This window comes from Tumebacillus permanentifrigoris (assembly GCF_003148565.1).
GTDB classification, from domain to species: Bacteria; Bacillota; Bacilli; order Tumebacillales; family Tumebacillaceae; genus Tumebacillus; species Tumebacillus permanentifrigoris.
In genome coordinates this window covers 123,809-136,665 of sequence record NZ_QGGL01000001.1, presented here as the reverse complement: position 1 = coordinate 136,665, position 12,857 = coordinate 123,809, and the positions used below count along the sequence as shown (strand labels likewise).

Annotated in this window: 14 protein-coding genes; all 14 read left to right on the top strand. The window is 56.7% G+C overall.

Going from position 1 to position 12,857, the window contains the following annotated elements; genetic code table 11:
- Positions 1 to 9 precede the first annotated feature (9 nt).
- Positions 10 to 891, top strand: coding sequence for an ATP synthase F1 subunit gamma (gene atpG / locus C7459_RS00620; RefSeq protein ID WP_109685210.1), 882 nt, complete (start codon positions 10 to 12; stop codon positions 889 to 891).
- A gap of 42 nt (positions 892 to 933) precedes the next feature.
- Positions 934 to 2,340: a F0F1 ATP synthase subunit beta gene (atpD, locus tag C7459_RS00615; RefSeq protein WP_109685208.1), complete on the top strand. Its 1,407-nt coding sequence runs from the start codon at positions 934 to 936 to the stop codon at positions 2,338 to 2,340.
- 29 nt (positions 2,341 to 2,369) lie between these two features.
- Positions 2,370 to 2,774: a F0F1 ATP synthase subunit epsilon gene (locus C7459_RS00610; RefSeq protein ID WP_109685205.1), complete on the top strand. Its 405-nt coding sequence runs from the start codon at positions 2,370 to 2,372 to the stop codon at positions 2,772 to 2,774.
- 166 nt (positions 2,775 to 2,940) lie between these two features.
- A complete protein-coding gene (locus C7459_RS00605) occupies positions 2,941 to 3,339 on the top strand; it encodes an NADH-quinone oxidoreductase subunit A (RefSeq protein ID WP_281272714.1) in 399 nt (132 codons plus the stop codon).
- A gap of 35 nt (positions 3,340 to 3,374) precedes the next feature.
- Complete coding sequence (locus C7459_RS00600) at positions 3,375 to 3,878, top strand: NuoB/complex I 20 kDa subunit family protein (RefSeq protein WP_109685880.1); 504 nt, start codon at positions 3,375 to 3,377, stop codon at positions 3,876 to 3,878.
- Entirely contained in the window at positions 3,879 to 4,418 is a 540-nt protein-coding gene (locus C7459_RS00595; protein ID WP_109685201.1) for an NADH-quinone oxidoreductase subunit C, read from the top strand. It abuts the gene before it with no gap.
- A gap of 15 nt (positions 4,419 to 4,433) precedes the next feature.
- Entirely contained in the window at positions 4,434 to 5,537 is a 1,104-nt protein-coding gene (locus tag C7459_RS00590; protein ID WP_109685199.1) for an NADH-quinone oxidoreductase subunit D, read from the top strand.
- Between the two features lies 1 nt (position 5,538).
- On the top strand, positions 5,539 to 6,543 hold the full coding sequence (gene nuoH, locus C7459_RS00585) for an NADH-quinone oxidoreductase subunit NuoH (protein ID WP_170119186.1): 1,005 nt from the start codon (positions 5,539 to 5,541) through the stop codon (positions 6,541 to 6,543).
- Between the two features lie 19 nt (positions 6,544 to 6,562).
- The gene (locus C7459_RS00580) at positions 6,563 to 7,009 is read left to right on the top strand and encodes a NuoI/complex I 23 kDa subunit family protein (RefSeq protein WP_109685197.1); all 447 of its coding nucleotides are present in this window, start codon (positions 6,563 to 6,565) and stop codon (positions 7,007 to 7,009) included.
- The gene (locus tag C7459_RS00575) at positions 7,009 to 7,542 is read left to right on the top strand and encodes an NADH-quinone oxidoreductase subunit J (RefSeq protein ID WP_109685195.1); all 534 of its coding nucleotides are present in this window, start codon (positions 7,009 to 7,011) and stop codon (positions 7,540 to 7,542) included. The genes C7459_RS00580 and C7459_RS00575 overlap by 1 nt, the downstream gene beginning before the upstream one ends.
- A complete protein-coding gene (nuoK, locus tag C7459_RS00570; RefSeq protein WP_109685193.1) occupies positions 7,542 to 7,850 on the top strand; it encodes an NADH-quinone oxidoreductase subunit NuoK in 309 nt (102 codons plus the stop codon). The genes C7459_RS00575 and nuoK overlap by 1 nt, the downstream gene beginning before the upstream one ends.
- Before the next feature lie 33 nt (positions 7,851 to 7,883).
- The gene (nuoL, locus tag C7459_RS00565; protein WP_109685191.1) at positions 7,884 to 9,788 is read left to right on the top strand and encodes an NADH-quinone oxidoreductase subunit L; all 1,905 of its coding nucleotides are present in this window, start codon (positions 7,884 to 7,886) and stop codon (positions 9,786 to 9,788) included.
- 1 nt (position 9,789) lies between these two features.
- Positions 9,790 to 11,307, top strand: coding sequence for a complex I subunit 4 family protein (locus C7459_RS00560; RefSeq protein WP_245884353.1), 1,518 nt, complete (start codon positions 9,790 to 9,792; stop codon positions 11,305 to 11,307).
- Between the two features lie 4 nt (positions 11,308 to 11,311).
- A complete protein-coding gene (locus C7459_RS00555; protein WP_109685189.1) occupies positions 11,312 to 12,847 on the top strand; it encodes an NADH-quinone oxidoreductase subunit N in 1,536 nt (511 codons plus the stop codon).
- The last annotated feature ends 10 nt before the right edge of the window (positions 12,848 to 12,857 follow it).

Genomic DNA, 12,857 nt, shown 5'->3' with positions numbered 1-12,857 from the left:
TGTTTCAACATGGCAGTTAACGCCCGCGACATTCGTCGCCGTATCAAGTCCGTGAAGAACACCCAGCAAATCACCAAAGCGATGAAAATGGTAGCGGCGGCGAAGCTGCGTCGTGCGCAGGAGCGCGTAGAGCAAGCGCGTCCGTACGCAGTGAAAATGGAAGAAGTCATCGGGTCGATCGCATCGGGCTCCGGTTCTGCGAACCACCCGATGCTCGTCAAACGTCCGGTTAAAAAGACTGGCTACGTGATCATCTCCTCCGACCGTGGTCTCGCGGGTGGTTACAACTCGCAGATCATCCGTACACTCGTCAACGAAGTGCGCGGCAAGTCGAAGGATACGTATGCTATCTTCACTATCGGTCGCAAAGCGCGCGACTTCTTCAAGCGCCGCAATTACCCGCTTGTGGGTGAGGTTACTGGGTATCCAGACTCCCCGACTTTCGCTGATATCAAGGATATCGCGAACCAAGTCGTAAAGCTTTTCCAAGACGGAGTGTATGACGAAGTCTTCCTCCTCTACAACGAATTCATCTCTCCGCTGACGCAGATTCCGACGTCCCGCAAACTGCTCCCGCTCGAAGATCTGGGCAACAAGCAGCAAAAGCCGGAACCGGGTGTGCTCACGGCGAAATACGACTACGAGCCGTCTGCAGAGGCGGTCCTCGACAACCTGCTTCCGAAGTACGCGGAGACCTTGATCTTTAGCGCACTGCTCGAAGGGAAAGCGTCCGAGTTCGGTGCGAAAATGACCGCGATGGGCGCTGCTACCGACAACGCTGGCGAGATGATCAACAAGCTCACCCTCGACCTGAACCGTGCACGTCAATCGGCGATCACCACGCAGATCACCGAGATCGTCGGCGGTGCTGAGGCTGCAGCAGGTAAATAACACACTCGCTCGCGATTTACGCAAGAATGGAGGGAAACCGTGATGAACAAAGGACAAATCGTCCAGGTTCTCGGTCCGGTCGTCGACGTACAGTTCGCGGAAGGTCAACTCCCGCAGCTGAACAACGCCCTGACCATCGCTTATAAAGCACAATCCGAAGGCGAAGCAGACATCAACCTCACCGTTGAAGTCGCACTGCACCTCGGTGACAACCAAGTTCGTACCATCGCGATGTCTTCCACCGACGGCCTCGTCCGCGGCACGGAAGTTCTCGACACTGGCGCTCCGATTTCCGCAGTCGTCGGTCCGGGTACGCTCGGCCGTATCTTCAACGTCCTTGGGGAAACCATTGACGAAGTAGGTCCGGTAGAAGGCGAAAGCAAGCGCATGCCGATCCACGCATCTGCTCCGGAATTCGCAGACCTTGCAACCAAGGTTGAAATCTTCGAAACCGGTATCAAAGTTATTGACTTGCTCGCTCCGTACATCAAGGGCGGTAAGATCGGTCTCTTCGGTGGTGCAGGCGTAGGTAAGACCGTTACCATCCAGGAATTGATTCACAACATCGCGAAGCAACACGGCGGTTACTCCGTGTTCGCAGGTGTTGGTGAGCGTACCCGTGAAGGGAACGACCTTTACCACGAGATGAAGGATTCTGGCGTTATCACGAAGACCGCGATGGTCTTCGGCCAGATGAACGAGCCGCCGGGCGCACGTGCACGCGTTGCACTGACCGGTCTGACGATCGCGGAATACTTCCGCGACGTGGAAGAGCGCGACGTTCTGTTCTTCGTCGACAACATCTTCCGCTTCACCCAAGCTGGTTCTGAGGTATCCGCACTGCTCGGTCGTATGCCGTCCGCAGTAGGTTACCAGCCGACCCTCGCAACCGAGATGGGTCAGCTGCAAGAGCGCATCACCTCGACCAAAAAGGGTTCCATCACCTCGATCCAAGCGATCTACGTCCCGGCCGATGACTACACCGACCCGGCTCCGGCGACCGCGTTCGCTCACTTGGACGCTACCACCAACTTGGACCGTAAAATCGCTGAGATGGCACTGTTCCCGGCGGTTGACCCGCTTGCTTCCACTTCTCGCGCACTGTCTCCGGACGTTGTCGGCGAAGAGCACTACCGCGTAGCTCGTGGCGTGCAGGGCGTTCTGCAACGCTACAAGGAACTGCAAGACATCATCGCGATCCTCGGTATGGACGAACTGTCTGACGAAGACAAGCTCGTCGTGGCACGCGCTCGTAAGATCCAGCGCTTCCTGTCGCAGCCGTTCTTCGTTGGTGAAGTCTTCACCGGTCGTCCGGGCCGCTACGTAAAAATCGCGGACACCGTTCGCGGCTTCAAGGAAATTCTTGAAGGCAAGCACGATGACGTCCCGGAAGTTGCCTTCTACATGTGTGGCGGCATCGAAGACGTTCTCGAAAACGCGAAAGCCTAACGCTCGCCTGGGCTTAGGAGGATAAATCCATGAACAAAATGCCGATCGAAATCGTCACGCCGGAACGTAAAGTCTACTCCAATGAAGTAGACATGATCATCGCGCGCGGCGGCGACGGCGATCTCGGGATTCTGGCTGGTCATACCCCGGTCGTTACGACGCTCAAAGTTTCACAACTGCGCGTTCGCAACGAAGGGCAAGAGACCATCATCGCTGTCTCCGGTGGCTTCCTCGAAGTCAAACCGGAGAAAGTGACAGTTCTCGCTGAATCAGCTGAACTGCCAGAAGAGATTGACGTTGACCGTGCTGCCCGCTCCAAGGAGCGTGCGGAGCGTCGCCTGTCTGACAAGGGTGATAGCACCGACCATCGCCGTGCGGAATTGGCACTGGCTCGGGCGATCAACCGTATCAACACCGCGACAAGCAAACGCTAAGCAGAGCGAAAAAGTCCCACACCTGTTGGTGTGGGACTTTTTTCTGTGTAACAGAAGGTAGTTTTGGAAAGTCTTAAACTGAGTACTGACAACCAAAACACCAACTTAACGCCATACCCTGTTTTACAGCGATTATGTGGTCTGTTATAATGTTGGGGGCAAAACTATGAACTTTTTTGAAGATGGAGGGGCTGCTATGGTCTCGTATTGGAACAGTTACCTATTTATTTTCCTGTTCCTGGTTTTAGGCTTGTTGCTCCCGATTGGTGCCTTGATGGTTCTAGGCCCGCTCTTGCGTCCGAAGAACCCGACCCCGGAAAAGTTAACGACCTACGAATCCGGGATAGAACCGTTCGGCGAAGCACATGTGCGTTACAACGTCCGCTACTATCTGTTTGCACTGATGTTCGTAGCGTTCGATGTCGAAATTATGTTCCTCTACCCGTGGGCGGTTACGTTTGACTCCCTCGGTCTGTTCGGCCTCGTGGAGATGTTGATCTTCCTCGGTCTGCTCGTCCTCGGTCTCGTCTATGCCTGGAAAAAGAAGGTGTTGGAATGGAAATGACAAACAACAACAACGAAAACCAACAACCGGCGTACATGGAGTTCGAAGGCTTCACACAAGAGGAGTCGCAAGAACTTTCCAAAGGTGTTCTACTTGGTACGCTGGAGCAGATCAAAGGCTGGGCGCGTTCGAACTCGCTCTGGCCGCTGACGTTTGCCACCGCATGTTGTGGGATCGAGATGATGGGGACCGGCGCGGCGCATTATGACCTCGACCGCTTCGGCATCATCTTCCGCGCTTCTCCACGCCAAGCGGACTGCATCATCATCGCCGGTACGATCACCAAGAAGATGGCGCCGATCCTGAAGCGTCTCTACGAACAGATGCCAGAACCGAAATGGGTCGTGGCGATGGGTTCCTGTGCAACCGCAGGCGGTCCCTACGTGCGCGCCTACTCGGTCGTCAAGGGTGCTGACCAAGTCATCCCGGTCGATGTCTACATTCCGGGTTGCCCGCCGTCTCCGCCTGCACTGATCTACGGCCTCAACAAACTGCAAGACAAGATCCGCATGGAAGCGAAAGGGAAGAAGGTGCGCTAGATGAGCGAAGAAACCAAAGCCCCTGAAACCAAAGCTCCTGAAACCGAAGTGGCTCCGGAGCCTGTTGACCCGCGTGTCGAGCGCGGCAACGAACGTCTCGAATTCCTGAGAGCCCAACTCGTCAGCACGTTCGGCGAGGATGTTCTGGAAGCGGCGGAACTCAAGCAGTTCCAGCCGACCTTCACCATCAAAAATGCGCATTGGGTCGATGTCGTCGAGCACTTCAAGACGCACGCGGCGCTCGGGTTTACCTACCCGCAACTGATGGCAGGCACCGACTACAAGGAGCACATCGAAGTGTATGTGGTCGTGCATTCGTTCACATTGGACTACGATGTCGCCCTGAAAACCCGCACACCGCGTGAGAACCCGAGCATTCCGTCGATCACGCACCTGTACGCGGGCTTTAACTGGGAAGAGCGCGAGATCTACGACCTGCTCGGCGTGGATTTCCCAGGTCACCCGGACATGCGCCGGATCATGCTGGAGGACCACTGGATTGGTCACCCGCTGCGCAAAGACTACGTCGTCGAGAACTAGGGGGACAGGAAATCGATGGGAGAAATACGCACTGAAGAACTGTTGATGAACATCGGCCCTCAACACCCTAGTACCCACGGGGTGTTGCGCGTTGTCGTCAAGGTGGACGGGGAATTGATCGTCGATGCCGATCCAGTCGTCGGCTACCTCCACCGTGGCACCGAAAAACTCGCGGAAGACCTGCAGTACACGCAGATCATTCCGTACACCGACCGCATGGACTATCTATCCTCGATGGTCAACAACCACGCGATCGTCAATGCCGTGGAAAAGGCGATGGACTTGCAAATTCCTGAGCGCGCCGAATACATGCGCATCATCGTCGTCGAACTGAACCGTCTCATGTCGCACTTGGTCTTCTTGGGTACATACCTGCTTGACCTTGGGGCGATGACTCCGTTCCTGTATGCCTTCGCTGACCGTGAGAAGATCGTTGAGTTCTTCAACCGCCTCTGCGGTGCGCGTCTGACGTACAACTACATGCGCATTGGTGGCGTCAAATGGGACGCACCGAACGGTTGGCTGGATGATGTGCGCGAATTCGTTCCGTACATGCGCAAACAGTTCGACATGTTCCATGAACTGGTCACCGGCAACGAGATTTTCCTGCAGCGTGTCAAAGGCATTGGCCAGTTCGATACCGAGACCGCACTGAATTTCGCAATGTCTGGCATCAACTTGCGCTCGACCGGCTTCAACTGGGACCTGCGCAAGAACAAACCGTATTCCATCTACGACCGTTTTGACTTCGACGTGATCGTCGGCGAGAACGGGGACTGCTTCGACCGCTACATGTGCCACATGAAGGAAATGGTCGAGTCGCTGAAGATCGTCGAACAAGCGTTGGAACAGATTCCGGAAGGCCCGGTCATGGGCAAAGTGCCGAAGATCATCCGCGTCCCGGCTGGCGAGTACTACTCCGCCATCGAGGGCACCCGTGGTGAACTGGGCGTCTACATCGTCTCGGAGGGCAAGGACAAGCCGTATCGCCTGAAGTTCCGCCGCCCGTCCTTTGTCAATCTGCAGTTGCTTCCGCAACTTCTGAAGGGCCAGTCGATGGCGAACCTGATCGCAATCCTCGGAGCGGTCGATATCGTGCTTGGGGAGGTCGACGCATAACATGGCGGATTTCTTCTCTTGGGTGGATAAACCGCTCGACGGCATGGCATTTCTGAACATGGTGATCGGCGCGGTCATCGTCCTCGCCTTCATCCTCGGTGTCGTCACGTACACCATCTACTTTGAACGCAAAGTCATCGGCTGGATGCAATGGCGGATCGGCCCGAACCGCGTAGGTCCGCTCGGTCTCTTGCAGTCGATCGCCGACGTCTTGAAACTGCTGATCAAGGAGGACATTGTCCCGGCGAAGGCCGACCGCAACATCTTCCTGATCGCACCGATCCTAGCCTTTTTCCCGTCGTTTATGGTACTCGCCGTGATTCCGTTCTCCGCGACGCACATCTTCACCGCGGCGTCCAACGTTGGCGTGCTGTACTACATCGCCCTGTCGGCGATGACGATCATCGGGGTTGTACTCGGGGGTTGGGCTTCGAACAACAAGTACTCGCTGATCGGGGGTATGCGTTCGGCTGCCCAGATGATCTCCTATGAGGTCCCGCTGGCGATGTCGATGCTCGGCGTCATCCTCTTGGCCGGTTCCTTGAACCTCGTCAAGATCGTCGAAGCACAGCAAGCGTTCCCGTATGTGTGGTACGTCGTGCCGCAGATCCTCGGTTTCATCATCTTCATCATCTCGGCGACTGCCGAACTGAACCGTACACCGTTCGACTTGCCAGAAGCAGAGTCCGAATTGGTTGCAGGTTACTTTACTGAATACTCGGGTTTCCGTTTTGCGTTCTACATGCTGGCGGAGTACGTCTACGTATTTGCAATGTCTGCACTGGGTACGACGATGTACTTCGGTGGTTGGTCTGGGCCGTTCCTGCCAGGCTGGCTCTGGTTCGCGATCAAGGTTTCCTGCTTCATTTTCTTCTTCTTCTGGGTGCGGGCGACGATGCCGCGGATTCGTACCGACCAACTGCTCACCTTCGCATGGAAAGTGTTGATTCCGCTCTCCGTGGTGAACCTGGTCGCGACCGCCGTCCTCAAGTACCTTCTCAAATAGGAAACGGGGTGAAATTTCGATGTTTGGGTTCCTAAAAGGGTTGAAAGTCACGTTTGCTCAATTGGCACACAAGAAAGTCACCCTGCAATACCCGGATCAAATGCCAGACTTTGGCGAACGCTTCCGGGGCATTCACAAGTTCTACCCGGAAAAGTGCATCGTGTGCAACCAATGCGCACGGGTCTGCCCGACGTCGTGCATCTCGCTCTCCGGTAGCCGCCGTGAGGACAAAAAGCTGCACATCGATACGTATGACATCAATTTCGAGATCTGCATCCTCTGCGATCTCTGCACAGAGGTTTGCCCGACCGAAGCCATCCAGATGAGCGATCAGTTCGAACTGGCTACCTACAGTCGTGTCGACCTCTACAAAAACATCTACTGGCTTGACGAAAACGCCCGCCGCACGGATGGCGTGATCGAGTCGGAAGGCAACCAAGATTCAGCAGTCGGGGGTGAGAAGTAATGTTCTCCGGACTTGCCATCACCGGCCAGACGGTGGCGTTCTTCGTCATCGCACTGTTCGTCATCGCCTGCGGTGTCATGCTGCTCTCGATGAAAAAAGTCATCTACATGGCGCTCTCGATCGGGGGCGTGTTCATCGGCTGTGCGGCGGTCTACTTGATGCTGGAGGCGGAATTTCTCGCGTTCATCCAAGTTCTGCTCTATGCAGGTGCGATCACGATCATGATGCTGTTTGCGATCATGCTCACCAAGCACGATGAGATTGAAAAACCGGAGCCGATCACGGCGCATCCGGTTTGGGCAGCGATCGGGGCGGCGGGCTTTGGCCTCGTCATCCTCTGGGTTGTGAAATTCTCCGGCATCAAATGGCCGCAAGCGACCCCGGATTCGCCGTTCCAAGGTCAGGACAACGTCAAGCTGATCGGTGAGGCGCTGTTCAACCAGTACGTGATTCCGTTCGAGCTCGTGTCTGTCGTGCTGATCGTAGCACTGGTTGGCGCGATCACTCTCGCCAACAAGGAGGAGAAAAACTAATGCTGAGTGTAGAGCAGTTTTTGACCCTTGGCGCGATTCTCTTCTGCATCGGTCTGTTCGGCGCCCTGACCAAGCGCAACATCATCATCGTCCTCGTGTCGATCGAGTTGATGCTCAACGCCGTCAATATCAACTTGCTGACGTTTGCGCGCTTCGGCCTGATGCCGTCGATCAACGGTCAGATCTTCACCCTCTTCACGATGACGATTGCCGCGGCAGAACTCGCCGTAGGTCTCGCCGTGTTGATCTCGCTGTACCGCAACCGCAACACCAGCGATGTGCGGGATCAGGATCTCATGAAGTGGTAATGATCCTGCAGAACTTCGGAGAAAGGTGATTATATGGTACAAAATGCCTGGCTTATACCGCTCTTTCCGCTGGTGGCGTACCTGCTCCTGTTCGTGCTGGGTCGGCGAGCGCAAGAGGGCATCGTTACAGCGATCAGTGTGCTGGCCGCGTTGGCTGGTTTTATCGTATCTTTATTGATTCTGTCGGATGTGCACGCCAATGGCGCGAGCGCTCCGTATGTCTTCCACTGGTTGACCGTGGGTCAGAACACGCTGAGCATGGGCTTTGAAGTCACACCGCTCAATGCGATGATGCTGACCGTCGTCACGTTCATCTCGACGCTGGTCTTGCTGTTTTCCAAGGGCTACCTGCACGGAGATGCACGCTACTCGGTGTTCTATCAATACCTGAACCTGTTTATCTTCTCGATGCTCGGTCTCGTCATCTCCCCGAACTTGTTGCAAGTGTATATCTTCTGGGAGCTCGTCGGTCTGTGCTCGTTCCTGCTCGTCGGTTTCTGGTACTTCAAGCCAGAAGCGGCAGCGGCTGCGAAAAAGGCCTTCATCGTCACCCGGATCGGGGACGTCGGCCTGTTTATCGGGATCGTCTTGATCTATGTGGCGACCGGTACCTTTGAGTACTCGGGCGTTTTTGAAGCGTTTGAAGCGAAAAAGTTTGCGATTGACTGGATTACGCCGGATCACTTCATCACGCTCGTGGCGATTCTGATGTTCATCGGGGCGATGGGCAAGTCCGCTCAGTTCCCGCTGCACACCTGGTTGCCAGACGCGATGGAAGGTCCGACTCCGGTCTCCGCACTGATCCATGCCGCGACGATGGTCGCCGCCGGTGTCTACCTCGTAGCCCGCGCGTTCCCGATCTTCGAAGCGTCACCGGATGCACTGACCGTCATCGGCATCATCGGTGGGATCACCGCGATCTTTGCCGCTCTGATCGGTCTCACGCAAAATGACATCAAGCGCGTGGTCGCCTACTCGACCGTGTCGCAGCTCGGCTACATGGTCATGGCACTCGGCGTCTCCGCGTATGCTGCGTCGACGTTCCACCTGATGACCCACGCGTTCTTCAAAGCGTTGCTGTTCTTGGCGGCGGGTTCCGTGATCCATGCGATCCACCACAACCAAGACATTCGTTTCATGGGCGGTCTGTGGAAAAAACTCCCGCTGACCGGTTGGACGTTCCTGATCGGGGCGCTCGCGCTGTCAGGGATTCCGCCGTTTGCCGGCTTCTGGTCCAAGGACGAGATTCTGCTCGGTGCGCTGAAGTCTGGCAACACCACGCTGTTCGTGCTCGGGTTGATCGCGGCGTTCTGCACGGCGTTCTACATCTTCCGCGTGTTCTTCATGACCTTCACGGGCGAGTTCCGTGGGGAGAAGGAAGTATACGAGCATGCACATGAGTCGGGTTCGGTGATGACGATTCCGCTCGTCCTGCTCTCGATCATGGCGATCGTAGCAGGTCTGCTGAACTCGCCGCTGACCGACCACGCCTTCGAACACTTTATCTTCGGCGGTGGGGAAGAGATCGGCAAAGTCTATGACACCGAGTGGTGGCTGGCAGGACTGGCGACAGTCGTCGCGCTGGCGGGGATCGGCCTCTCGTACCTGATGTACAAGAGCAAGTCGATCAACCCAGAGGCGCTGGCGAACGGTCCGCTGCGTCCGTTCTACCAACTCTCGCTCAACAAATTCTACGTGGATGAACTGTACCATGTTGCGATCGTCAAGCCGGTCGTCTGGATCGGTCACATCCTCAACTTTATTGACAAATGGGTCGTTGACGGCATCGTTCACCTCTTCGGTGAAGGTACGTACATCGGCTCGCTCGGCCTGAAGTACAGCCAAAATGGTCAAGTGCAAACCTACGGGTTGGTCACGTTGATCGGGGCCTTGCTACTGATCGGTGCCGCGATGTATGCAGTAGGGGGGGTAAAGTAACATGATGGGGAACTTGCTGACGCTCATCGTCTTCCTCCCGTTGCTGGGCGCGCTGATTCTCGGGTTTGTACCGCGCTCCAATGATAGCCAACCGAAGGCCGTCGCGATGATCGCGACGCTCCTGCCGTTGTTGTTTGCTGGCATCCTGTACGCCAACTTTGACAGTGGGCAGACGGGGATGCAATTCACCGAATCGCATGACTGGATTCACATCGCACACGCCTTCCAAGACAAGTCGCTGGTCATCGGCTACAGCTTGGGCGTGGATGGCCTCTCGATGCCGTTCTTGCTCCTGACGGCCGTCGTGACCTTCCTCGGCGTGCTGGCGACGAAACACATGCACCGTGCGAAGGAGTTCTACATCTGGTACCTGATCTTGGTCACCGGGCTGTACGGCTGCTTCCTCTCGCTCGACCTGTTCCTGTTCTTCCTGTTCCTCGAGATGACGCTCGTGCCGATGTACTTCCTGATCGGCATCTGGGGTGGCGATCGCAAGGGTCAGGTCGCAACGAAGTTCCTGATCTACCGCGGTCTCGCATCGGTCGGCATCCTCGTGGCGTTCGTCGCGCTGGCGTACAAAGCGGCGATGGTCACCGGCGTGATGACGATGGACATGATCGCGATCACCGACGCGTTCGCAAAGGCCCCGGCCGATGTGATCACGTCGAGCTTCAAGCAAGGCATCTTCCTCGTGCTGTTCCTGGCGATTTTGATCGAGGAAGCGTTCTTCCCGTTCCATACCTGGTTGCCGGATACGCATGAACAAGCGCCGACTTCGATCTCGATGGTCGTCGGGGGCGTGCTGATGAAGATCGGTGCGTATGTGCTGTTCCGCATCGGAGTGGGCATTCTGCCGGATGCTGTGCAGTACTTCGCCACACTGATCGCTGTGATCGGGGTCATCAACATCGTCTACGCAGCACTTGTAGCGATGGTGCAACGCGATTGGCGTCGCCTGCTCGCCTTCTCCGCGATCTCCCATATGGGGGTTGTGTTGCTGGGTGTGGCGGCGATGAACCAAGCGGGTCTGCAAGGCGGGGTCTTCATGACGATCTCGTCCGGTCTGCTCTCCGGTCTGCTGTTCTTCCTGATCGGGGCGATCAAGGAACGCACCGGCACGACGATCATCGGCGCGCTGGGCGGTCTGTCCAAGCCGATGCCGATCTTGGCGGGCTTCCTGCTGGTTGCCGCGCTCGGCTCGCTGGGCTTGCCGGGCATGAGTGGATTCATCTCGGAGATCTTGGCGTTTATGGGCGCCTTCAAAGCGTTCCCGGTGTTGTCTGCTGTGGGTACGCTCGGCATCATCTTGGCGGCCGTTTACCTGCTGTGGGCGATGCAGCGCACCACCTACGGCCCGACGACGGCGCAATTGGAAGGCCTGCCTGACGCACGCGCGGTCGAATACGTGCCGATGGTCGTGCTCGTTGCTCTGATCATCTTGATTGGTGTCTATCCGTCGATCCTCGGTGACCTGGTGAACCACACGATCTCCTCATACGTCACGAGGATAGGAGGATAGTCCCATGAATGGAATCAACGGTGTAACACAACTTGCGTTTTCCGATGTCTGGCGCGTGATGGCGCCGGAGATCCTGCTCGTGCTTGGCGGCTTCTTGATCCTCGTGCTCGATCTGTTCATGAACAAGGAGAGTTCGCGTCGTCTCTCGCCGCAACTCGGAATCCTGTTCCTGATCGCGGCGTTTGTGATGACGATCCGCAACTTCGGTCTCGTCTCGGATCAAACGGCGGGCGGCACGGGCGAGCTGCTCAACCTCTCCAACATGCTGTATGTGCTCGATGACTTCGGCAATGTGTTCAAGCTCTTGTTCACGGCGGGCACTGCGCTCGTCCTGCTGATGTCGATCGACTTCTTCAAGCAAAACCCGGAAGTAAAAGTCGCGGAGTACACCTACCTGATGCTCTTCGCGACAACCGGTGCGATGGTCATGGCGTCCTCGCTGGACCTGATCACCTTGTTCGTCGGTTTGGAATTGCTCTCGATCTCGTCTTACGTGCTGGTGGCGATGCGCCGCAACCACGCCAAGTCGGCCGAGGGCGGGATGAAGTACCTCGTGATCGGGTCGATCGCGTCGGCGATGGCGCTGTACGGGATGTCGTTCCTGTACGGTGTGACCGGCCAGACCAACCTCGCGTATGGGGCACAGACGGTGATCCAGATGTGGTTGCAGTTCAAACCGCTCCTGACGCTCGCCTTCCTGCTGATGCTGATCGGTTTTGGGGTCAAAGTCTCGCTGGTGCCGTTCCATCAATGGTCGCCTGATACCTACGAAGGGGCACCGAACCCGGTCACCGCGTTCCTCGCTGTCGTCTCCAAAGCAGCAGGCTTCGCGCTGATCCTGCGCACGTTCCTCTGGGGCTTCTCTGGAGTGTTCGGCGATGTCTACATCTACCTCGTGATCCTCGCCGCTCTGACGATGGTCGTGGGGAACGTGGCGGCTCTGTCGCAGAAAAACATCAAGCGTCTGCTCGCGTACTCTTCGGTCGCCCAAGCGGGTTACCTGTTGCTGCCGCTTGCGGTGCTTGGCAAAGGCAAGTCGATCGACAACATCTGGTTGGCGCTGGGGCAGACGTCGTTCTACCTCGTCGCCTACCTGTTCATGACGATGGGCGCGTTCGCCGTGCTCACCGTCGTCACCCGTCAAGCGGGCAATGAAACGCTCGAAGCGTTCCGCGGTCTCTGGAAGCGCGCACCGTTCCTCGCCGTCTCGATGGCGGTGTTCGTGCTCTCGATGGCCGGGATGCCGCTGACGGCTGGTTTCATCGGGAAGTTCTACATCTTCCTCGGCACGATCAACACCGAGATGTACTGGCTGGGCGGTCTGTTGTTCGCCACTTCGGCGATCGCCTTCTACTACTACTTCGGTGTGCTCAAAGCGATGTTCCTCAAGGACAGCGCCGTGCAATCGCATGACAAGATTCAAGTCCCGGTTTCGCTCACCGTGACGATCGCCATCGGCTTGATCGGTACGCTCGCACTGGGGATCTTCCCGGACCTCTTGATGAAATTCCTGAACGGACTGCACTGGTTCGGACAGTAAGCGTTGTAGA